At 61.4% G+C, this 21,702-nt stretch carries 18 protein-coding genes; 17 read left to right on the forward strand and 1 reads right to left on the reverse strand.

The window, feature by feature from the left end; translation table 11 throughout:
- The first annotated feature begins 88 nt into the window (after window positions 1-88).
- The 5 genes from arnT (ACM6I7_RS20375) to ACM6I7_RS20395 all read left to right on the forward strand — a co-directional run bounded on the left by arnT (ACM6I7_RS20375) (window position 89) and on the right by ACM6I7_RS20395 (window position 7,178).
- Window positions 89-1,810 carry a lipid IV(A) 4-amino-4-deoxy-L-arabinosyltransferase gene (gene arnT / locus ACM6I7_RS20375; RefSeq protein WP_414889153.1) on the forward strand — a complete coding sequence of 574 codons (1,722 nt, stop codon included), beginning with the start codon at window positions 89-91 and terminating at the stop codon, window positions 1,808-1,810.
- On the forward strand, window positions 1,807-3,324 hold the full coding sequence (locus ACM6I7_RS20380; RefSeq protein WP_414889154.1) for an ArnT family glycosyltransferase: 1,518 nt from the start codon (window positions 1,807-1,809) through the stop codon (window positions 3,322-3,324). The genes arnT (ACM6I7_RS20375) and ACM6I7_RS20380 overlap by 4 nt, the downstream gene beginning before the upstream one ends.
- A 186-nt stretch (window positions 3,325-3,510) precedes the next feature.
- Complete coding sequence (locus ACM6I7_RS20385) at window positions 3,511-4,524, forward strand: iron ABC transporter substrate-binding protein (RefSeq protein WP_414889155.1); 1,014 nt, start codon at window positions 3,511-3,513, stop codon at window positions 4,522-4,524.
- A 3-nt stretch (window positions 4,525-4,527) separates the two neighbouring features.
- Window positions 4,528-6,123 (forward strand): ABC transporter permease, encoded by a 1,596-nt coding sequence (locus ACM6I7_RS20390; protein ID WP_097089857.1) that lies wholly within the window; start codon window positions 4,528-4,530, stop codon window positions 6,121-6,123.
- Window positions 6,120-7,178 carry an ABC transporter ATP-binding protein gene (locus ACM6I7_RS20395; protein ID WP_414889156.1) on the forward strand — a complete coding sequence of 353 codons (1,059 nt, stop codon included), beginning with the start codon at window positions 6,120-6,122 and terminating at the stop codon, window positions 7,176-7,178. The genes ACM6I7_RS20390 and ACM6I7_RS20395 overlap by 4 nt, the downstream gene beginning before the upstream one ends.
- Here the strand turns inward: ACM6I7_RS20395 and xerC are convergent, their stop codons facing one another.
- Window positions 7,179-8,069, reverse strand: a complete 891-nt coding sequence (xerC, locus tag ACM6I7_RS20400) for a tyrosine recombinase XerC (RefSeq protein ID WP_027611947.1) — start codon at window positions 8,067-8,069, stop codon at window positions 7,179-7,181.
- A 439-nt stretch (window positions 8,070-8,508) separates the two neighbouring features.
- On the opposite strand from xerC, the gene arnB reads away from it, so the two are divergent.
- The 12 genes from arnB (at window position 8,509) to ACM6I7_RS20460 (ending at window position 21,686) form a co-directional block, all read left to right on the forward strand.
- The gene (gene arnB, locus ACM6I7_RS20405; RefSeq protein ID WP_103367174.1) at window positions 8,509-9,657 is read left to right on the forward strand and encodes a UDP-4-amino-4-deoxy-L-arabinose aminotransferase; all 1,149 of its coding nucleotides are present in this window, start codon (window positions 8,509-8,511) and stop codon (window positions 9,655-9,657) included.
- Window positions 9,654-10,685, forward strand: coding sequence for an undecaprenyl-phosphate 4-deoxy-4-formamido-L-arabinose transferase (gene arnC, locus ACM6I7_RS20410; RefSeq protein WP_103367175.1), 1,032 nt, complete (start codon window positions 9,654-9,656; stop codon window positions 10,683-10,685). Before arnB ends, arnC begins: the two co-directional genes overlap by 4 nt.
- On the forward strand, window positions 10,682-12,673 hold the full coding sequence (arnA, locus tag ACM6I7_RS20415; protein WP_086791185.1) for a bifunctional UDP-4-amino-4-deoxy-L-arabinose formyltransferase/UDP-glucuronic acid oxidase ArnA: 1,992 nt from the start codon (window positions 10,682-10,684) through the stop codon (window positions 12,671-12,673). Before arnC ends, arnA begins: the two co-directional genes overlap by 4 nt.
- Window positions 12,673-13,557: a 4-deoxy-4-formamido-L-arabinose-phosphoundecaprenol deformylase gene (gene arnD, locus ACM6I7_RS20420; RefSeq protein WP_096796055.1), complete on the forward strand. Its 885-nt coding sequence runs from the start codon at window positions 12,673-12,675 to the stop codon at window positions 13,555-13,557. The genes arnA and arnD overlap by 1 nt, the downstream gene beginning before the upstream one ends.
- Window positions 13,554-15,203, forward strand: a complete 1,650-nt coding sequence (arnT, locus tag ACM6I7_RS20425) for a lipid IV(A) 4-amino-4-deoxy-L-arabinosyltransferase (RefSeq protein WP_414889157.1) — start codon at window positions 13,554-13,556, stop codon at window positions 15,201-15,203. The genes arnD and arnT (ACM6I7_RS20425) overlap by 4 nt, the downstream gene beginning before the upstream one ends.
- Complete coding sequence (gene arnE / locus ACM6I7_RS20430) at window positions 15,200-15,544, forward strand: 4-amino-4-deoxy-L-arabinose-phosphoundecaprenol flippase subunit ArnE (protein WP_027611953.1); 345 nt, start codon at window positions 15,200-15,202, stop codon at window positions 15,542-15,544. Before arnT (ACM6I7_RS20425) ends, arnE begins: the two co-directional genes overlap by 4 nt.
- On the forward strand, window positions 15,541-15,954 hold the full coding sequence (gene arnF, locus ACM6I7_RS20435) for a 4-amino-4-deoxy-L-arabinose-phosphoundecaprenol flippase subunit ArnF (RefSeq protein ID WP_414889158.1): 414 nt from the start codon (window positions 15,541-15,543) through the stop codon (window positions 15,952-15,954). The genes arnE and arnF overlap by 4 nt, the downstream gene beginning before the upstream one ends.
- Complete coding sequence (locus ACM6I7_RS20440) at window positions 15,951-17,330, forward strand: UDP-glucose dehydrogenase family protein (protein ID WP_027611955.1); 1,380 nt, start codon at window positions 15,951-15,953, stop codon at window positions 17,328-17,330. Before arnF ends, ACM6I7_RS20440 begins: the two co-directional genes overlap by 4 nt.
- The gene (locus ACM6I7_RS20445; RefSeq protein WP_414889159.1) at window positions 17,327-18,925 is read left to right on the forward strand and encodes an ArnT family glycosyltransferase; all 1,599 of its coding nucleotides are present in this window, start codon (window positions 17,327-17,329) and stop codon (window positions 18,923-18,925) included. The genes ACM6I7_RS20440 and ACM6I7_RS20445 overlap by 4 nt, the downstream gene beginning before the upstream one ends.
- 80 nt (window positions 18,926-19,005) lie before the next feature.
- Window positions 19,006-19,524 carry a GNAT family N-acetyltransferase gene (locus tag ACM6I7_RS20450; RefSeq protein ID WP_414889160.1) on the forward strand — a complete coding sequence of 173 codons (519 nt, stop codon included), beginning with the start codon at window positions 19,006-19,008 and terminating at the stop codon, window positions 19,522-19,524.
- A gap of 142 nt (window positions 19,525-19,666) precedes the next feature.
- Window positions 19,667-20,845 (forward strand): MFS transporter, encoded by a 1,179-nt coding sequence (locus tag ACM6I7_RS20455; protein ID WP_414889161.1) that lies wholly within the window; start codon window positions 19,667-19,669, stop codon window positions 20,843-20,845.
- A gap of 154 nt (window positions 20,846-20,999) precedes the next feature.
- On the forward strand, window positions 21,000-21,686 hold the full coding sequence (locus ACM6I7_RS20460; protein WP_414889162.1) for an HPP family protein: 687 nt from the start codon (window positions 21,000-21,002) through the stop codon (window positions 21,684-21,686).
- Window positions 21,687-21,702: the final 16 nt, after the last annotated feature.

Here is a 21,702-nt window from a genome sequence, read left to right on the forward strand (position 1 = left end):
GCATTCATTCAACCCAGTGCCGCACCTGCAACGGAAATTGCCGGGCCGTCACTGAAACGCACACTTTGTACTGCACCAAGGTCCAGTCATGACGTCTGAGAACAAACCGCTGCACCATGCGGCGTTGAATTTGCCGCGCCTCCACCAGCGCACCCTGATCGAGCGTTTTGCGATCCCCGGGCTGGTGCTGGCATTCGTGGTGTTTTATCTGCTGCCGCTGATGACCCACGGTCTGTGGATTCCCGATGAAACCCGATATGGGCAGATCAGCCAGGAAATGCTGCAGAGCGGCAACTGGGTGGCGCCGCACTTCATGGGCATTCGCTACTTCGAAAAACCGATCGCCGGCTACTGGATGATCGCCATCGGCCAGGCGATTTTCGGTGAAAACCTCTTCGGCGTGCGCATCGCCTCGGCACTCAGCTCCGGGGTTAGTGTGTGGCTGGCCTACCTGCTGGCCCGGCGCCTGTGGAACAACCCGCGAATCAGCGCCGCGTGCGCCCTCCTTTATATGAGCTTCGGCCTGATCGCAGGGCAAGCCGGCTATGCCAACCTCGATCCGCAATTCACCTTGTGGGTCAACCTCAGCCTGGTGGCGATCTGGTTTGCCATCGACAGCAACACCCCGCGCGCGCGGCTGGGCGGCTGGGCTTTGTTGGGATTTGCCTGCGGCATGGGCCTGATGACCAAAGGTTTCCTCGCCTTGATGCTGCCGGTGCTGATCGCCCTGCCCTACATGATCTGGCAGCGGCGCTTCGGTGAACTGGTGCGTTATGGACTGGTTGCCGTGGCGGTGGCCGCGCTGGTCAGCGTGCCATGGGCACTGGCCGTGCACGCGCGTGAACCGGATTTCTGGCGGTTCTTCTTCTGGCACGAACACATCCGCCGCTTCGCCGCCGGTGAAGACGCACAGCACGCACGACCATGGTGGTTCTACCTGCCGCTGCTGTTTGCGTCCACCTTGCCGTGGGCAATGCTGTTGCCTTCGACGCTGCTGCGTACCTGGCGCGAAAAGCGTGATCCGAAAATCGCCTTCCTCGCCTTGTGGTTCCTGCTGCCGCTGGCGTTTTTCAGCGCGAGCAGCGGCAAACTGCCGACTTACATCATGCCGTGCCTGCTGCCTCTGGCCCTGTTGATGGGCCACACGCTGATGGGCTGGCTCGAACGCCAGAACGGCCGTGTCTTGCGCATCAACGGTGTGGTCAACGTGATGCTGGCCGTTGCCGCACTGGTCGCGCTGATCTATCTGCAAGCGACCCGTGAAATTTACGAACACACCGAAATGTTCAGCCTGTCGCTGGGCTATATCGTGCTGCTCGGCTGGCTGATTGCCGGTTCGCTGCAAGCCTTGCGCCCGCTGACGCTGTGGGCGATGCCGGCGCTGGGCATCGGCCTGCTCGTCGCATTGCTGCCGGCCGCGATGCCGGCGACCATCGTCAACAGCAAGATGCCGGATCAGTTCATTGCCGAACATCAGCAGCAACTGAGCGAAACCAGCTCGTTGCTGAGTAATGACCTGGGCGCTGCGTCGGCACTGTCCTGGCGTTTGCGTCGTCCGCAAGTCGACCTGTTCAACACCGTTGGCGAACTCAAGTACGGCCTCGATGACCCGGCCATGGCGTCACGCAAGGTCAGCCTCGACGGCGTAGGCGAATGGATGACCGAAGCGCGCAAAAAAGGCTCGGTGGGCGTGGTGATGCGCGTCAACAGCACCTCTGACGAGCAGCAACTGGAGCTGTTGCCGATCGATGGTCAGCACTTCCGGCGCGGCAACCTGGAAATCTTCATCTTTGCCCAGAGCAAACCATGACCGCAGACAAAAAAGATCGGGGCGCGTTGCTGCTTCTGCTGGCCGCGACTGCCCTGTTGTTACTGCTCGGCCTGGGCAGTCGCGAGCTGTGGGGGCCGGAAACCCGCTGGGCCAACATCGCCTTGCAGATGCTGCAAAGCGGCGACTATTTCGATCCCTATCTCAAAGGCAGTCCTTATTACGACAAACCGCTGCTGTCGTACTGGCTGATCACCGCGACCTCCTGGTTCACCGGCGGACTGGGGCACTGGTCGTTGCGTCTGTCTTCGGTGATTTCCGCGTGGTTCAGCGTGTGGCTGGTGTATCTGCTTGGCGAGCAACTGTTTCGCAAAGGCACCGGGCTGATCGCCGGCTGGATGCTGGCGACCACCTTGTATTTCGTGTTCTGGGCGCGAGTCGCCACCGCCGACATTCTCACCGTCTGCGGCGTGCTGGCGGCCGTCTGGTGGTATTGGCGCGGCCCGGATGACACCCGCTTCTGGCGTTACGTGGTGTTCTTCGGTTTGTTGTCGCTGACGTCGCTGTTCAAGGGCCTGATCGGTTTCATCCTGCCGGGGCTGGTGCTGCTGCCGCACCTGCTCAGCGAACACCGCTGGAAACGTCATCTGAACCTGCGACTGTTCGGCGCGCTATTGATCGCCGGGGCGTTTTACATGGCGCCGTTCCTGTTGTCTCACCTCTACGGTGCGCCCAACTACGAACAAAGCGGCCTCGGCCTGGTGCTGCGTGAAAACGTCGTGCGGTTTTTCCAGCCGTTCGATCAGTTCGGGCCGATTTACACCTACTTGATCTACCTGCCGGTTTACACCCTGCCCTGGGCACCGTGCTGGTTGATCGCCTTGTGGGTGGCCGCGCGCAACTGGAAGCACATCGAACCGGATACCCGCTGGCTGATTCAAGGGCTCGCGCTGCTGATGCTGTTCTTCACCGCCAGTGGCAGTCGCCGCAGTTATTACGTCCTGCCGTTGGTGCCCTTCGCGCAATTGCTGGGTGCCTGGTGGGTCACCCGGCGCATGGCCGCCCGCAACAGCGAAGGCCGTGGGCTGAAGATCGGCTTCGCTGTCACTACTGTGTTGCTCGCTGCGGTACTGGGTGTGCTTTACCCGTGGACCAACAGCGGCGGCGGTGTCATCCGCTTCGGCGAGCAGGTACGCGAGCAGGCCAGTCAGCAGGCACCGTTGAATCAATGGCGCATGGTCATGATCGAGGTCGACAACAAAGTACCGATGTATCTGCAAACCGGTGGTGCACCGTTCTACTACGTGCCGGAAACGATCGAGGACTTCCCGCACAATGGCGACACAGCGACGCTGATCGCCTGGCTGCAACGCACCAGCGGCGAACATTGGGATCCGCAACGCACGATCTTCGTGGCGCAATACCGTTCCGGTGACGCCGTGCCACTCGATGCGCTGAAGGCTGATCATCAGGTCATCACCACCACCCCGACCCGTGGCGAACAGGTATTCCACGGGCGTGCAGACCAGAGCGTGGCTTACATCCCCCACTCCTGAGCAATGACGCTAAGACAAAAGGAGAGAGTCGCGGTAAATTTGAATGGTAATGACAAGTATTAACGGCTTCTTTGACGTTTTTTTCTCATTTGCCACCCTACATTGCCGCGACTCGACACTTGCAAATCGTTCGCATTGTTTCCTGCGAGGGTTTGCTCATAACGTCTGAAAACAGGAGCTGCCCGAATGAATCCACGCTTTCCATCCTTCTTCAAACGCGCATTGCTGGCCACTGCGTTGCTCGGCACCGGGCAGGCTTTTGCCGCCGATTCGGTGGGTCTGGTGGTCTACAACGCGCAGCATGAAACGCTGACCAAGGCCTGGGTGGCCGGCTTCACCGAGGAAACCGGCATTCCGGTGACCATTCGCAACGGCGATGACACCGAGATGGGCAACCAGCTCGTGCAGGAAGGCGCCGCCTCGCCGGCAGACGTATTCCTCACCGAGAACTCCCCGGCGATGGTGCTGGTGGACAACGCCAAGCTGTTCGCCCCTCTGGCGCCCGCTACCCTTGAGCAAGTCGATTCCGCCTACCGTCCGGCCCACGGCAATTGGGTCGGTATCGCCGCCCGTTCCACCGTGTTCGTCTACAACCCAAGTAAACTGACTGAAAAGGACTTGCCCAAATCCCTGCTCGACCTCGCCACCCCGGCCTGGAAAGGCCGTTGGGCCGCCTCCCCGGCCGGCGCGGACTTCCAGGCGATCGTCGCCGCCGTCCTGCAACAGAAAGGCGAAGCTGCCACGCTGGAATGGCTCAAGGGCATTAAGACCAACGCCACGATCTATCGCGGCAACAGTGCGGTGCTCAAAGCGGTGAACGCCGGACAGATCGACAGCGGTGTGATCTACCACTATTACAGCTTCGTCGATCAGTCCAAGACCGGCGAAAACAGCAAAAACACCAAGCTGTACTACTTCAAACATCAGGATCCGGGCGCGTTCGTCAGTACCTCCGGCGCCGGCGTGCTGGCCTCGAGCAAGCATCAGGATGAAGCGCAGAAGTTCGTCAAATACATCACCAGCAAGGAAGGTCAGGAAATTCTCGAAACCGGCACCTCCTTCGAATACGCCGTGGGTAAAGACGCGCCGTCCAATCCGAAGCTGACTCCGCTGAAAACCCTCGACGCGCCGAAAGTCGATGCGTCGACCCTCGACAGCAAAAAAGCCGTCGAGCTGATGACCCAGGCCGGATTGCTCTGAGTGATGCCCGAAACCTTGCCTGCACCGGCCGTTGCGACGGCCGCCGCCAGCCTCATTCACCCGCCCCGCACGCTGGCCGGGCGTGGCAGTTCGTGGGTGGTGAGCTCGGCGGTGCTGGTGTCTTTGTTGTCCCTGCTGCCGATCGCGTTCGTCATCGGCGTGGCGTGGTACACCGGCTGGGCGACCATCGAAGCTCTGATCTTTCGCCCGCGGGTCGGCGAATTGCTGATCAACACCGTGCTGCTGGTGCTGATCACCCTGCCGCTGTGCATCCTGCTCGGAACCACCTTGGCCTGGCTGACCGAACGCAGCAACCTGCCCGGCCGACGCCTGTGGTCAGTGCTGGCGGTGGCTCCGCTGGCCGTGCCGGCGTTCGTCCACAGTTATGCGTGGGTCAGCCTGATTCCGTCGATCCACGGTCTGCCGGCCGGTGTGCTGGTGTCGGTGATCGCCTATTTCCCGTTTCTGTATTTGCCGATTGCCGCGACCTTGCGCCGTCTCGATCCGGCGATTGAAGACGTCGCGCAATCCTTGGGACTCAAGCCGTGGGCGGTGTTCTTTCGGGTGGTGTTGCCGCAATTGCGCCTGGCAATCTGCGGTGGCGCGTTGTTGGTCGGTCTGCATTTGCTGGCCGAGTACGGCTTGTACGCGATGATCCGTTTCGACACCTTCACCACGGCGATCTTCGATCAGTTCAAATCGACGTTTAACGGCCCGGCGGCCAACATGCTCGCTGGCGTTCTGGCGCTGTGCTGTCTGGCGATGCTCACCGCCGAATCTGCCGCCCGTGGCAACGCCCGCTATGCGCGAGTCGGTTCCGGCAGCGCCCGGGACCAGCGCAGCGTGCAACTGGGGCGTGGCGCGACAACTCTGGCGTTACTGTTGCAAACCCTGACCTGCCTGCTGGCCCTCGGTGTGCCGTTGCTCACGCTGGGCCGCTGGCTGGTGGCCGGTGGTGTGCAGGTCTGGCAAGGTGACGAGTTGCTGCCGGCGCTGCTGCAAACCTTGTCTTACGGAGTGGCCGGCGCATTGCTGACCAGTGTCGCGGCGATTCCCATCGCGTGGCTGTCGATCCGCTCGCCGGGCAAACTGCAGCGCTTGCTGGAAGGCTGCAATTACATCACCAGTTCACTGCCCGGCATTGTCGTTGCTTTGGCGCTGGTCACCGTGACCATTCATTTCGCCCGGCCGATCTACCAGACCACCATCACCGTGCTGCTGGCTTACCTGCTGATGTTCCTGCCCCGGGCGCTGGTCAGCCTGCGCGCCGGTTTCGCACAGGCCCCGGTCGAGCTGGAAAACATCGCGCAAAGCCTTGGCCGCTCGCCGATACGCGCATTGTGGCTGATCACCGTACGCCTGGCAGCTCCCGGCGCGGCGGCAGGTGCGGCACTGGTGTTCCTGGCAATCACCAATGAACTGACCGCAACCCTGCTGCTGGCGCCCAACGGCACGCGGACCCTCGCTACCGGTTTCTGGGCGATGACCAGCGAAATCGATTACGCCGCCGCCGCGCCCTACGCGTTCTTGATGATCCTGCTTTCCCTGCCGCTGACGGCCATCCTTTATCACCAATCCAGGCGTACCGCTGGCCGATGAACGCTCTCGAACTGCTCAACCTCAGTAAAACCTTCGGCGCGCAGAAGGCGCTCGACGACGTCAGCCTCAACGTGCCGACCGGCAGCCGCACGGTGATCGTCGGCCCCTCCGGTTCCGGCAAGACCACGCTGTTGCGGATGATCGCCGGCTTCGAGTTTCCCGACAGCGGCAGCATTACGCTCAACGGCCAGACGCTGGTCGACCGCAGCCACGCAGTGCCGGCCTATCAACGGCAGATCGGCTACGTCCCGCAGGACGGCGCGTTATTCCCGCACATGACGGTGGCGGCGAACATCGGTTTCGGCCTGGCCCTGACCGGTGCGGCCCGCACCCAGCGCATCCTTGAGTTGATGGACAGCGTCGCCCTCGACGCCAACATGGCCAACCGTTGGCCCCACGAATTGTCCGGTGGCCAGCAACAGCGGGTCTCGCTGGCCCGTGCACTGGCGCAACAGCCACGGCTGATGCTGCTGGACGAGCCGTTCTCCGCCCTCGACACCGGTTTGCGCAGTGCCATGCGCAAAATGGTCGCGCGCCTGCTCGAAGACGCCGGCGTCACCACCATTCTGGTGACCCACGACCAGAGCGAAGCGTTGTCGTTTGCCGATCAATTGGCGGTGATGCGCAGCGGCCGGCTGGTGCAGTCCGGGCATCCGATGGATCTCTACCGCTATCCGCAGGATGAACAGACCGCGCACTTTCTCGGCGAAGCGGTGGTCCTGCCCGCGCGAATCGAGGCGGGTTGGGCGCATTGCGATCTGGGTCAGGTGGCGGTGAACAGCAACGGCTTCAGCGGCGCCGCGCAGATCATGCTGCGCCCCGAGCAATTGCAGATCGCCGAGGTGGCGTCTGACGGTCAAAGCTGCCCTGCGCTGGTCACCGACCGCGATTTTGCCGGCAACACCTGCACCCTGACGGTTGAACTGAGCTCATCCGCGACTCAGGATCCGCCCCGTTCGATTCTGGTGCGCAGCTCCGGCATGCACGCGCCGCCCGCCGGCAGCGCGGTGCAGCTGTCGGTACTCGGTGCGGCGCATGTGTTTGGTCTGAACTGATCAGAGATCGAAGCGATCCACCGCCCGCCGCCGCTCGTTGTCATCGCGCACATCGTAGTTGGCGGTGGTCTGGATGTTGCTGTGATGCGCCAGTTTCTGTGCGATCGACAGGTCGTGCTCTTCGATCACCCGGGTGATGAACGAGCGACGGAAATCGTGGGGCATGATCTTCACCCCGACCTGCGTGCCGCGCTGGCGAGCGATGTAGTAGATCGCATGCTTGGTGATGCGCTCGCGGGTGATGTGGCTGCCACGGCGAATACGGTTGAACAGGAAGGCATCGTCGCTCTCGCCTTCCTTGAGCTGCGAGCGGCGCAGTTCGAGCCATGCATCGAGCTTGCTGAAAGCCCATGCCGGCGCGTACTTGATCAACTGCTTGTTGCCCTTGGCGGTGACGCACAGGCTGCGCTCGCTGAAATCAACCTGATTCAGATCCAGGTCCACCGATTCCGACTTGCGCATGCCGGTGCCGTACAGCAACGCGATGATTGCCGCATCACGCAGGCCCTGCGGGCGTGGATCGGCGGCGCAGACTTCCATCAGTTCGTGTATCAGCGTGCGCTTGAGATTGCGCCCCTGAGACAGCCGCGTGCCGGCGATGCCCTTGACCGAACGCATCTTCAGAAGATGTTCCTGGCTGATCAGACTCATGCGCCAGGCCTCATTCATCACCCCGCGCACCGCATTCACATACAACGAAGAAGTGTTCGGTGCGTAGTTGTCTGCGCGTAATGCAGCGACCAGCGCTACAACATCTTCCGGTTGCAAGGCATGCCAGGGAATCTCTTCGACATTCATGTCTTCAAAGCCCAGGCGATCGGCCGCATCTTGCAGCACATAGCGCATGGTCAGTTGGCTGGAGGGCGCCAAACGCGCGAGGTACAGGCTCATCGGGTTGGTTTTTGGAGCGTCGGGGGTTGCAGCAACTAAATCAATCAAACGTTAAACCTTGAGTAAAAAATGTACAGCACTACAACAACTAACAAATGCAATGTACTTGAAGTAAAGAAGGTACTTGAGCGGCACTGTCCGACAAAAAACTGCGATGGACGGCAGAAGCCTGAACAGCGGCTGTATAAGTGACAGATAAACGATTCGCCAACCGGTTTTTCATGTTCCTTTCACAAAAACCGGCATAACCTTAATTCCCATAGGTTCGGTAGTGGCTATGCCCCAACCTGCCGGGCAAATCGTGAAAAGTCAATCAATCCCCGACGTCATGCTTTTTTTGCCAAGTTATTGATGCAGGAGCGCTTTTCTGTGTCTACGCTGAGGCTGGATCCAATAACCGCGTGAATCCATCCTTTATTTTTTTTGTAATGAGGTGCCCATGAGTCAGGCGTTTCTCCCCTTCTCCCGCCCAAGTATTGGCGATGAGGAAATTGCCGCTGTCGAGCAGGTGTTGCGCTCGGGCTGGATCACCACGGGGCCGAAAAACCAGGCACTCGAAGAGCAGTTTGCGCAGTACGTGGGTTGCAAGCACGCGGTGGCCTTGTCTTCGGCCACCGGCGGCATGCACATCACGCTGCTGGCCCTGGGCATCGGCCCGGGCGACGAAGTCATCACCCCGTCGCAGACCTGGGTTTCGACCGCCAACATGATCTCCCTGCTGGGCGCCAAACCGGTGTTTGTCGATGTCGACCGCGACACGCTGATGACCGACGCTGCGCGCATCGAAGCGGCCATCACTCCGCGGACCAAGGCAATCATTCCGGTGCACTATGCCGGCGCTGCATTCGATCTCGATCCGCTGTACGCCCTGGCCGACAAGCACGGCATCCCGGTCATCGAAGACGCCGCCCACGCCGCCGGCACCCGCTACAAGGGGCGCCACGTCGGTTCGCAAGGCACGGCGATCTTCTCGTTCCATGCGATCAAGAACATGACCTGTGCCGAAGGCGCGATGTTCGTCACCGACGACGAAGCCCTTGCCAGCCGCGTGCGCATGCTCAAATTCCACGGCCTGGGCGTTGACGCCTATGACCGTCTGACCGGTGGCCGCAAGCCGCAGGCGCAAGTGATGGAACCGGGCTTCAAGTACAACCTGGCCGACATCAACGCCGCGATTGCCCTGGTGCAGTTGCAACGTCTGGACGAAATCAACGCCCGGCGCACCGAACTGGCCACCAGCTACCTGCAAAAATTCGAAGGCCTGCCGGTGCAACCGCTGGCCCTGCCCGCCTATGCCCAGCAACACGCCTGGCACCTGTTCATCCTGCGCATCGACAGCGAGCGTTGCGGCATGGACCGCGAAGCGTTCATGAAGGCGTTGCAGGATCAGGGCATCGGCACCGGTATCCATTTCATCGCCACCCACCTGCACACCTGGTATCGCCAGCGTGACCCCGACCTGTACCTGCCCAACACCGAATGGAACTCGGCGCGGCTGTGCTCGATTCCGCTGTTCCCCGACATGACCGGTCAAGACCTTGACCGGGTGGTCGGTGCCATCGCTCAAATCATGGAAAAACGCCTGTGAAACCTTATCCAATCCGTAGCGTGTCGATCGTCATCCCGGTCTACAACGAACAGGAAAGCCTGCCCGAGCTGCTGCGTCGTACCGAGGCGGCCTGCCGCCAACTGAATCACGATTTCGAAATCGTGCTGGTCGACGACGGCAGCCGCGACGAATCGGCGAACATGCTCGAAGAAGCCGCCGGGCGTGAAAACAGCCCGTTCGTGGCGGTCATTCTCAACCGCAACTATGGTCAGCACGCCGCGATCATGGCCGGTTTCGAACAGTGCAAGGGCGACGTGGTGATCACCCTCGACGCCGACCTGCAGAACCCGCCGGAAGAAATCCCGCGGCTGGTGGCCGAGGCCGAAAAAGGTTACGACGTGGTCGGCACCGTGCGCGGCAATCGTCAGGACTCGGCGCTGCGCCGTTATCCGTCGAAGCTGATCAACCTCGCCGTGCAGCGCTCCACCGGCGTCGCCATGAGCGACTACGGCTGCATGCTGCGCGCCTACCGCCGCACCATCATCGACGCGATGCTCGCCTGCCGCGAACGCAGCACGTTCATCCCGATCCTGGCCAACAGCTTCGCCCGTCACACCACCGAAATCGTCGTGGCCCACGCCGAGCGTGAACACGGCGACTCGAAATACAGCCCGATGCGCCTGATCAACCTGATGTTCGATCTGGTCACCTGCATGACCACCACCCCGCTGCGTCTGTTGAGCATCGTCGGCTTCGCCATGGCCGGCTTGGGCGTGCTGTTCGCGATTGCGTTGATTGTCTTGCGTCTGGCCTTCGGTGCCGGTTGGGCCGGTGACGGCATGTTCGTGCTGTTCGCCGTGCTGTTCGTGTTCACCGGTGGCCAATTCATCGGCATGGGCCTGCTGGGTGAATACCTCGGCCGCATGTACAGCGATGTGCGCGCCCGTCCACGTTTCTTCATCGAAAAGGTGTTGCGCAGCCAGCCGGCCGATCCGGCCCCTGCCGTCACCGTTGATGGTCTTTCTTCTACCGCTACTTCTTCCACTTCCGATCAGGTTCTCTCATGAGTGCAAAAACTGTTGTCTTCGCTTACCACGATATTGGCTGCGCCGGCATTGAAGCCCTGCTCAACAGCGGCTATGACATTGCAGCAGTGTTCACTCACGCCGATGATCCGAAAGAAAACGCGTTCTATGCCTCGGTTGCACAGCTGTGCGCCAACAAAGGCATCCCGGTCCACGCGCCGGAAGACGCCAACCACCCACTGTGGATCGAGCGCATCGCCAAGCTGGACCCGGAGTACATCTTCTCCTTCTACTACCGCAACCTGCTGAGCGAACCGCTGCTGGCCCTGGCCAAAAAAGGCGCGTTCAATCTGCACGGTTCGTTGCTGCCACGCTATCGCGGCCGCGCTCCGGCGAACTGGGTGCTGGTCAACGGCGAAACCGAAACCGGCGTCACCCTGCACCGTATGGTCAAGCGCGCTGATGCTGGCGCCATCGTTGCCCAGCAGCGCGTTGCCATCGACCGCAGCGACACCGGCCTGACCCTGCACGCCAAACTGCGCACCGCCGCCAGCGACCTGCTGCGCGACACCCTGCCGAACATGCTGCAAGGCAAGATCACTGAAACCCCGCAAGACGAATCGAAAGCCACCGTGTTCGGTCGTCGCACCCCGGCGGACGGCAAACTGGTCTGGGCCAAACCGGCCGAAGAACTGTTCAACCTGGTGCGCGCCGTCACCCGCCCTTACCCGGGCGCGTTCTGCGCCGTGGGCGAGCACAAACTGATCGTCTGGAGCGCCGACGTCGTCAAGGGCAACGAAGGCCAGGCGCCAGGCCGCGTGATCAGCGTCGATCCGCTGCGCATTGCCTGCGGTCAGGACTCGCTGGTGATCAACGCCGGTCAGCGCAACGACAACGGCCTGTACCTCAGCGGCCCGCAACTGGCCAACGAACTGGGTCTGGTCGATGGCTCGCTGCTGCGCGGCGCCGAATCCGGTCGTGCGCCACGTCGCACTCGTGTGCTGATCCTCGGTGTCAACGGCTTCATCGGTAACCACCTGTCCGAGCGCCTGCTGCGTGACGACCGCTACGAAGTCTACGGTCTGGACATTGGCTCCGACGCCATCGACCGTCTGCGCAGCCACCCGAACTTCCACTTCGTCGAAGGCGACATCAGCATTCACTCCGAGTGGATCGAGTACCACATCAAGAAGTGCGACGTGGTCCTGCCGCTGGTGGCCATCGCCACCCCGATCGAATACACCCGCAACCCGCTGCGCGTATTCGAGCTGGACTTCGAAGAGAACCTGAAACTGGTTCGCTACTGCGTCAAGTACAACAAGCGCGTGATCTTCCCGTCGACCTCCGAAGTCTATGGCATGTGCCAGGACAAGAACTTCGACGAAGACAGCTCGAACCTGATCGTTGGCCCGATCAACAAGCAGCGCTGGATCTACTCGGTCTCCAAGCAACTGCTGGACCGCGTGATCTGGGCTTACGGCGCCAAGGGCCTGAATTTCACCCTGTTCCGTCCATTCAACTGGATGGGCCCGCGTCTGGACCGTCTGGATTCGGCCCGTATCGGCAGCTCCCGCGCCATCACCCAACTGATCCTCAACCTGGTGGAAGGCACGCCGATCCGTCTGTTCGACGGTGGCGAGCAGAAGCGTTGCTTCACTGACATCGCTGACGGCGTTGAAGCCCTGGCGCGGATCATCGACAACGACAACGATGTCTGCAACGGCCAGATCATCAACATCGGCAACCCGGACAACGAAGCCAGCATCCGTCAGTTGGGCGAAGAGCTGCTGCGTCAGTTCGAAGCGCACCCGCTGCGCCACAACTTCCCGCCGTTCGCCGGTTTCCGCGACGTGGAAAGCAAGGCGTTCTACGGTGCCGGTTACCAGGACGTGGAACACCGCAAGCCAAGCATCGCCAACGCCAAGCGCCTGCTGAACTGGGAGCCGACCGTGGAAATGCGCGAGACCATCGGCAACACCCTGGACTTCTTCCTGCGTGAAGCCATGCTCGAAATCGCGGACAAGAAGTAATGCAGGCAGGTCTTCGTATCGATGTCGACACCTACCGTGGCACCCGAGAAGGTGTGCCGCGGCTGCTGGAGATGCTCGACGAGGCGCAGGTCAAGGCAACGTTTTTCTTCAGTGTCGGCCCGGACAACATGGGTCGGCATCTGTGGCGCCTGATCCGCCCGCAGTTCCTCTGGAAAATGCTGCGCTCCAACGCTGCCGGCCTCTACGGCTGGGACATTTTGCTGGCCGGCACTGCCTGGCCCGGCAAACCGATTGGCCGTGATCTCGGGCACCTGATGCGTCAGGCCCGGGACGCCGGTCACGAAGTCGGCCTGCACGCCTGGGATCACCATGGCTGGCAGGCCAACGCCGGGCGCTGGAGCGACGCGCAACTGATCGAACAGATCCGGCGCGGCGTCGATACCTTGAGCGACATCCTCGGCGAAAAGATCCAGTGTTCGGCCGCCGCCGGTTGGCGTGCGGACGAGCGCGTGATCGAGGCCAAGCAGACCTTCGGCTTTCGCTATAACAGCGATTGCCGCGGGCAGAGCCTGTTCCGTCCGCTGCTGGCGGACGGTTCGCTGGGCACTCCGCAGATTCCGGTGGACCTGCCGACCTTCGACGAAGTCGTCGGCCCGCACGTGGCGGCGAAGGACTTCAACGCCTTCATCCTCGACCGGTTCCAGTCGCAAGCACTCAACGTCTACACCATTCATGCCGAAGTAGAAGGGATTCTGATGGCTCAGGATTTTCGCCAGTTGCTGGCCGATGCACGCCAGCGCCACATTGACTTCAAACCCTTGGGCGACTTGTTGCCCGAGTTTTTCAACACCCTGCCCGTGGGCCGCGTGCAACGCGGTGTGCTCGAAGGCCGTGAAGGCTGGCTGGGAGTGCAAGGCGCATGACCAGACGCTGGGCACTGCCGCTGTTGGTCGGCCTCTGTCTGCTGGCCTATCTGTTGCCATTGAGCACCCATGGCCTGTGGATCCCCGACGAAACCCGTTACGCACAGATCAGCCAGGACATGATGCTCAGTGGCAATTGGGTGTCGCCGCATTTCATGGGGCTGCGGTATTTCGAGAAACCGATTGCCGGCTACTGGATGATCGCCATCGGCCAGGAATTGTTCGGACAGAACCTGTTCGGCGTGCGCTTCGCGTCGGCCCTCAGCACGGCTTTGAGTGTGCTGCTGGCCTACCTGGTCGCGCGCAGGTTATGGAACGATCCGCGCAAGAGCTTCGTCTGCGCCCTGCTCTATATGAGCTTCACCGTCGTCGCCGGTCAGGCCGGGTACGCCAACCTCGATCCGCAATTCACCTTCTGGGTCAACCTGAGTCTGGTGGCGCTGTGGTTTGCGCTCGACAGCCGCAGCACCGGGCAACGGCTGGGCGCGTGGGCGCTGCTGGGGCTGGCCTGCGGCATGGGCTTCATGACCAAGGGCTTTCTCGCCTGGTTGCTGCCGGTACTGATCGCGTTGCCGTGGATGCTTTGGCAAAAACGCTGGCGCGAACTGCTGGTGTTCGGTCCGGTGGCGATCGCCATCGCGATCATCGTCAGCTTGCCGTGGGCGCTGGCGGTGCACGCACAAGAACCGGATTACTGGCGGTTCTTCTTCTGGCACGAACACATCCGCCGCTTTGCCGGTGACGATGCGCAGCACGATGCACCGTGGTGGTTCTACTTGCCGCTGCTGGTGGCATTCAGTCTGCCGTGGGTTGGCCTGTTGCCGACCGCGTTCAAGCAAGCCTGGCAAACCCGGGCCCAGCCGAACATGGTCTTTCTGTTGTTGTGGTTGTGGCTGCCGCTGGGCTTTTTCAGCCTGAGCAACGGCAAGCTGCCGACCTACATTCTGCCGTGCCTGTTGCCATTGGCATTGCTGCTGGGTAATGCGCTGGCTGATCGCCTGCGTCTGGAACAAGGTCGGGCACTGGGGATCAACGGCCTGCTGAACCTGTTGCTGGGTGTGGTCACGCTGATCGCACTGGTTTACCTGCAATTGAACAAACCGGTGTACGACCACGAACTGCACAGCCTGGTACTGGTGTTCATCGCCCTGATCGGCTGGATCATCGCCAACCTGGCGCAAGCGTTCCTGCCGTTGCAGTGCTGGGCGGCACCGGCGCTGGGCAGTCTGTTGCTGGCCGGGATCCTACCGGCGGCATTGCCCAAGTCGGTGGTGGCCAACAAAACCCCGGATCAGTTCATCCGGCACCACGTCACCGAGCTGTCCGGCGCCACGCATCTGCTGAGCAATGATCTGGGTGCGGCGGCAGCGCTGGCCTGGCGCATGAAACAACCAGAGGTCGCGCTGTACAACACGGTCGGCGAACTCAAATACGGTCTTTCCTACCCGGAAGGCGCCGAGCGCCGACTCACCAAGGACAACGTTCAACAATGGGTACGTGAAGCGCGCCGCAGCGGCTCGGTCGGCGTGCTGATGCGTGTCAAGGGTCAGGACGAGCTCGAAGAGCTGGACCTGCTGCCCAAGGACGGTACCCGTTATGAGTCGGGCAATCTGGTGATCATGGTGCTGCCCAAGGATCCGTCATGAGTTGGTTGCTGTTACTGACGGCGTGTCTGCTGACGTGCCTGGGGCAAGTCGCGCAGAAATTCGCCGTGGAGAGCTGGCGCGGCGTTGATTCGTCCTGGGCCGACAAACTGCGTTCGCCATGGTTGTGGCTGGCGCTGTTTGCTCTCGGCAGCGGGCTGCTGGTCTGGCTGCTGGTGTTGCAACGTCTTGAAGTGGGCATCGCTTACCCGATGCTCAGCCTCAACTTCGTGCTGATCACCCTGATCGCTCGCTTCGTTTTTCGCGAGCCCATCGACCGTCAGCATTGGCTGGGCGTGGCGCTGGTGATCGGCGGCGTAGTTTTACTGGGGCAACAGTCATGAACAAGGCACGTGGTATCGGTTTTGCTCTGGGCAGCGTAATGCTGGTCAGTGGCGCCCAACTGGGCATGCGCTGGAGCATGACGCGCCTGCCGCAACCGGAACAATGGCTGACGGTGCTGAGCGCCGGCAGTGTCGATCTGTCGGCACTGGCCGTGGTGGTGGCGGCGATTTTCGCCTACGCCCTGTCGATGCTCTGCTGGCTCGCGGCCTTGCGCGATCTGCCGCTGGGCCGGGCTTATTCACTATTGAGCATCAGCTACGCGCTGGTGTACCTGCTGGCGGCCAGTCTGCCGCTGTTCAACGAATCGTTCAGTTTCACTAAATCGCTGGGCGTGGCACTGGTCATGCTCGGGGTCATCACTATTAACACTCGTCCGTCTCGTGCGCCCGAATTCAGGAGTGCTCCATGAAAATCACAGTATTTGGTAGCGGTTATGTTGGCCTGGTGCAGGCCGCCGTGTTGGCCGAAGTCGGTCACGACGTCGTGTGCATGGACATCGATCAGAAGAAAGTCGAACTGCTGCGCCAGGGGCACGTCAGCATCTTCGAGCCGGGCCTGTCGAGCCTGGTGCGCGAAGGCCTGGACTCCGGCCGCCTGCATTTCACTTCCGATGAAAAACTCGCTGTACAACACGGTCGCGTCGCGTTCATCGCCGTGGGTACACCGTCCAGCGAAGACGGCTCGGCCGATCTGAAATACGTGCTGTCGGTAGGTGACGCCGTGGCGCGCCACCGTGAGCAGCCGCTGATCCTGGTGGAAAAATCCACCGTACCGGTCGGCACCGGCGACACCCTGCGTGCGCACATTCAAACCGCGCTGGACAAGGCCGGTCGTGAGTTGCAGTTCGATATCGTCTCCAACCCGGAGTTCCTCAAGGAAGGTTCGGCGGTGGCCGACTGCCGTCGTCCGGACCGCATCGTCATCGGCTGCGAAGGTGACGAAGTGCAAGATGTGATGCGCGACCTGTACTCGCCGTTCAACCGCAACCATGACCGCATCATGTTCATGGACCTGCGCAGCGCCGAGCTGACCAAATACGCCGCCAACTGCATGCTGGCGACCAAGATCAGCTTCATCAACCAGATCGCCGAACTGGCCGAACACCTGGGCGCCGACATCGAGTCGGTCCGTCAGGGCATCGGTGCCGACACGCGCATCGGTTACCACTTCATCTACCCCGGCTGCGGTTATGGCGGTTCGTGCTTCCCCAAAGACATGCGCGCGCTGATCCACAGTGCCGAACAGGCGCATTGCTCCAGCGACCTGCTGCAAGCGGTCGAAGCGATCAACGAGCGGCAGAAGCACAAGCTGTTCGACCGTATTAACGCGTTCTACAAGGGTGACCTGCGCGGCAGGACCTTCGCCCTGTGGGGCCTGGCGTTCAAACCAAACACCGATGACATGCGCGACGCACCGAGCCGCGTACTGCTCGATTCGCTGTTCGCCGCCGGCGCCAGCGTGCGCGCGTTCGACCCGGAAGCGATGCAGGAAACCCAGCATCTGTATCCGAACGAAGAAAAACTGATGCTGATGGGCACTCCGGAATCGGTGTTGGCGGGTTCCGATGCGCTGATCATCTGCACCGAATGGCAGCAGTTCAAGGCGCCGGATTTCGACCTGATCGAGCAACGCCTGAAAGCCCCAGTGATTTTCGACGGCCGCAACCTGTACGACGCCGAGCGTCTGGCGCGCAATGGCTTCAAGTACTTCCCGATCGGCCGTGGTGATTCGCGCAAACTGCCGATGCCGCTGCAGCAATGGTCTGACAAAGCGGACGTCGCTTGATCACGTTGTCGCCTGTCATCCGCCGGCAGTCCCTGATCGCAGGGCTGCTGGCACTGTTGCTGTTCATCGCCGGGGTTTACGGACAGGCGCCCATTGGCTTCGATTCACGTTTCGTACTGTTTGCCCAGGAAATGTTGCGACACGGGCCAACGGTATTCCCGACCACTTACGGTGAGCCGTATGCCGACTATTCGGCGCTTTCGACGCTGTTCATCTGGTTGTTGTCGTTGCCCTTTGGCGCGGTCAACACCCTCACGGCATGGCTGCCGAGCGCCATTGCCGGCGGCGTGATCGTGACGTTGATGTATCGGTTGCTGGCGGTGCATTCGCAGCGCTGGGCGCTGATCAGTATTGCGCTGCTGATGCTCACCAGCACCTTTGTCACCGAAGTGCGCGCGGTGTCGCAAGACCTGATACTCGCCGCCGTGGCGCTGTCGGTGTTTTACCTGGGCTACGCGCACGACCACTTCGGTTCGCGCCGGCGCTGGCCGCTGATCTTTGTCCTGTTGTTGCTGGGCTTCGGGATTCGCGGGCCTATCGGCCTGGTGGTACCGACCGGCATGCTCTGCAGTTACTACCTGCTCAACCGTGAGTGGAAACGCCTCTTCGTGTTCGGCGTGATCGCTTCTGTGTTACTCGCAGCGTGTGTCGGCCTGCTGTTGTGGCTGGCGAAACTCAGCGGTGGCGAAGCCTTCCTGCAGGACGTGATTCGTATGCAGTTCATGGGGCGCATGGACGGCAGCGAAGGCGTCAGCGGTTCGCTGTATTACTTCACCAGCTCGATGGGCAATTACGCACTGGCGTATCCGCTGGCGATCCTGGCGTTGGCCGCGACCTGGCTGAGCAAACCGCATCAGCGCGGGCCAGCGTTGCGTCTGGTGCAATATTGCGCCGCCGCCGGGCTGATCGTCATGGTCGGCTTGTCGATTCCACAGGCGAAGAAGGCGCGTTACCTGCTGCCGATGTTGCCGATGGCGGCGATCATCGCCGCATACCCGTTCCAGGTGTTGCACGGGCGAGTGTTCCGCGTATTGCGTGGGGTGATTCAAGGTATCTGGCTGGTGACGCCGGGGCTGTTGATGGTGGCCCTGCTGGTTGCCAAGCGCCGCTTTCCCGAGCAACTCGACGGCATCACCTTGGTGCTGGTCGTGCTCGGCGTTCTGCAATTACTCGCGTTGTCGCGTCTGATGATCCCGCGCTGGCGCGCCGAAGTGTTGGCGCTGTGCTCGGTGTTAGCCTTGTGGACGGTGTATGCCGCGGTGTTCGAACCGGTGGAGCGACGTCTGTACGACACGCAGGCGTTCAGTCGTGCTGCCTTCGCGCAGGTGCAGCAGAACCCGGCCCCGCTGGTGCTGCACGGCATGGGCAAAGACGCCAAAGCGATCAAGTTCATGGTCAATGTCGAGCAGGACCTGCAACCGCAGTTCACCGAAACGGTACAGCAACTCGAAGCCCTCAAAGCCCCGGCCTGGTTGATGATGGACAGCAAGGACCTGCAATCGCTGCAAGGCACCTCGCTGGCCAGCCTGCAACCGGTGCTGACCGGGCGTTTCGACAAGAACGATTACGTGCTGTTGTATCTGAAGCCTTTGTAGGAACTGATTGAGGCTGCGATCTTTTGTGCTTTCAGGAAAAAGATCGCAGCCTGCGGCAGCTTCTACAGGGACTGTTTACCATGAGTTTTGTTGTACGCCGGGCGCGGCAGAATGATGCCGACGCCCTCCCCGCCATCGAACGCTCGGCCGCCGAGCTGTTTCGCACAGATCCGACCCTCGCCTGGCTTGCCGACACCGACGTGGCAAGCGCCGCGCAACACCGCCAAGCCATCGACAATGCCTACGTCTGGGTCGCCGAAAACACCTCGGCGCAACTCGCAGGGTTTATCCGCGCGCTGGATTTCGACAACCAACTGCACATTGAAGAACTGTCCGTCAGCCTGGCGTTTCAGCGGCTAGGCGTGGGTCGTCGACTGGTGTTGACTGCGATCGAACATGCCCGCCATGAGCAATTGCGCGCGGTGACCCTGACCACGTTTCGCGACGTGCCGTGGAATGCGCCGTTTTATCAGCGGATGGGGTTTGTGGAAGTCGCACCCGGTGAGCACGCAGCGCATTTGCTCGATGCTCTGCAGAAAGAAATCGAGCATGGCTTTGCCGCCGAGCGACGCTGCGCCATGCACCTGATATTGCCCTGACAGGACAAATCCCTTGTAGGAGCGAGCCTGCTCGCGATAGCGTCCTGTCAGTCAACTGGGTTGGCGCCTGACACTCGGTATTCGCGAGCAGGCTCGCTCCCACAAGGTTTCTCATCATAAAAATAAGGACATTTGCACTGCCGTGGCCACCTACTCCCGCCTGATCCGCCGACTGATGATCACCTCGCTGAGCATCGTCATCAGCCGTGCCCTGATCAGTCCGCTGCTGACCTTGTTTCTCAGCAACAAACTGGGCCTCAACCCGCAGGACGTCGGTCTGCTGTTGGGCATCGCCGTGTTCAGTGCCACGCTGTTATCGCTGTACGGCGGCTACATCATCGATCGACTCGACAAGCGCCAACTATTGATCCTGACCATGCTTTCCAGCGGTGTCGGCCTGATGCTGCTGACTTTCGCGCAGAATCTGTACCTGGTCACGCTGGTGCTGATCATCAGTGAAACGGCGTCGGCGCTGTTCCTGATCTGTTCCAAAGCGATGCTCAGTGAAAACCTGCCGGTCGGCCAGCGGGTCAAGGCGTTTTCGCTGAACTACACGCTGACCAACATTGGCTACGCCGTCGGCCCGATGATCGGCGTGGTGATTGCCGGGGTTCAGCCTTCAGCGCCGTTTATCGTCGCGGGGCTGATTGCCGCTGGCAGCGTTTTCCTGCTGCTGGGCGTCTCCCGCGAGGCCAGTCCGGAGTCGCAGGCCAGCCCCCCGCAGAGTTTCCTGAACACCCTGATCATCCTGAAAAACGACCGCACGATGATCCTGTTTACCCTCGGTTGCTTGCTCAGCACCCTGGTTCACGGGCGCTTCACCCTGTACCTGTCGCAGTATCTGCTGGTGACCCACACGCAGGAACAGACCCTCGACACCATGGCCGCCCTGCTCGCCTGCAACGCGATCACGGTGATCCTGCTGCAATACCAGATCGGGCGCTTCCTCAAGCGCGAGCACCTGCGGTTCTGGATTGCCGGCGGCACCGCGTTGTTCATCGTCGGCCTGATCGGCTTCAGCCTGGCCGACAGTCTGGTCGGCTGGTGCGTGGCGATGTTCATCTTCACCCTCGGCGAGATGATCATCTATCCGGCGGATTTCCTCTTCGTCGACACCCTCGCGCCCGAAGAGCTGCGCGGCAGTTACTACGGTGCGCAGAACCTCGCGGCACTGGGCGGCGCGCTGAGTCCGGTGATGTGCGGGTTTCTGCTGATGCACACGCCGGCGCCGAGCATGTTCTATGCCTTGAGTGCTCTGGCGGCGTTGGGTGGGTACTTGTGTTTCGTCAGTGGACGCCGCGTGGCGACAACTCAAAAATAATGCACTGAAGCAGCATTTATATGAATTTGTCAGCATCGACTTTGCACGGCACACTGTGCGCGTTCCTCCCCCAATAGTTGGAACGCTTCGAGGACTTTCCGAAACGGACAAGTCCTTTTTTTTGCCCCGAATTTACTGCAAGGACCCGATTCACATGCTCGCTCGCTGGTTGCCCGCCGCCATCAACACCCGCCCCACCGAATGGAGCCGCGCCGCCATCGGCATGGCGCTGGGCACCTTGTTCAGCGTCTGGGCGTGCAGTCAGGTGTTCGGCATTGAGGTCGCGTATCACCTGATCGGGCCGTTGGGCGCTTCAGCGGTGTTGCTGTTTGCCGTCTCATCGGGCGCCCTCGCGCAACCCTGGTCGATCATCGGCGGCTACCTGTGCGCCAGCGTGGTCGCGCTGCTGGTGGCCCACGTCCTCGGCCGAACCCTCGGCAGCGCCTGCCTGGCGGCGGGCATGGCACTGATCCTGATGTGTTGGCTGCGTTGCCTGCATCCACCGGCCGGCGCCTTGGCGCTGACGCTGGTGCTGGCCGATCCGGCCACCATCGCCATGGACTGGAAAGCCATGGAACCGGTGATGCTCGCCGCCGCCTGCATGCTGCTCAGCGCCCTGGCCTACAACAACCTGACGCGCATCCGTTACCCCAAGCGCCCGGCCGAGCCAGCGCCGGCACTGGCACCGATCGATAGCCAGGCCATTACCGCTGAGGATTTGAAACTGGCATTGGCCGACATGGAAGCGTTCATCGACGTCACCCCCGAAGACCTCGAACAACTGATCCACGCCAGCGAACTGCACGCCAAACGCCGCAGCATCGGCAAAGTCTTCTCCTGACATCCCACACTCCCTG

It is taken from the genome of Pseudomonas sp. IT-93MI4, assembly GCF_949767635.1.
In the GTDB taxonomy this organism is placed as follows: Bacteria; Pseudomonadota; Gammaproteobacteria; order Pseudomonadales; family Pseudomonadaceae; genus Aquipseudomonas; species Aquipseudomonas putida_A.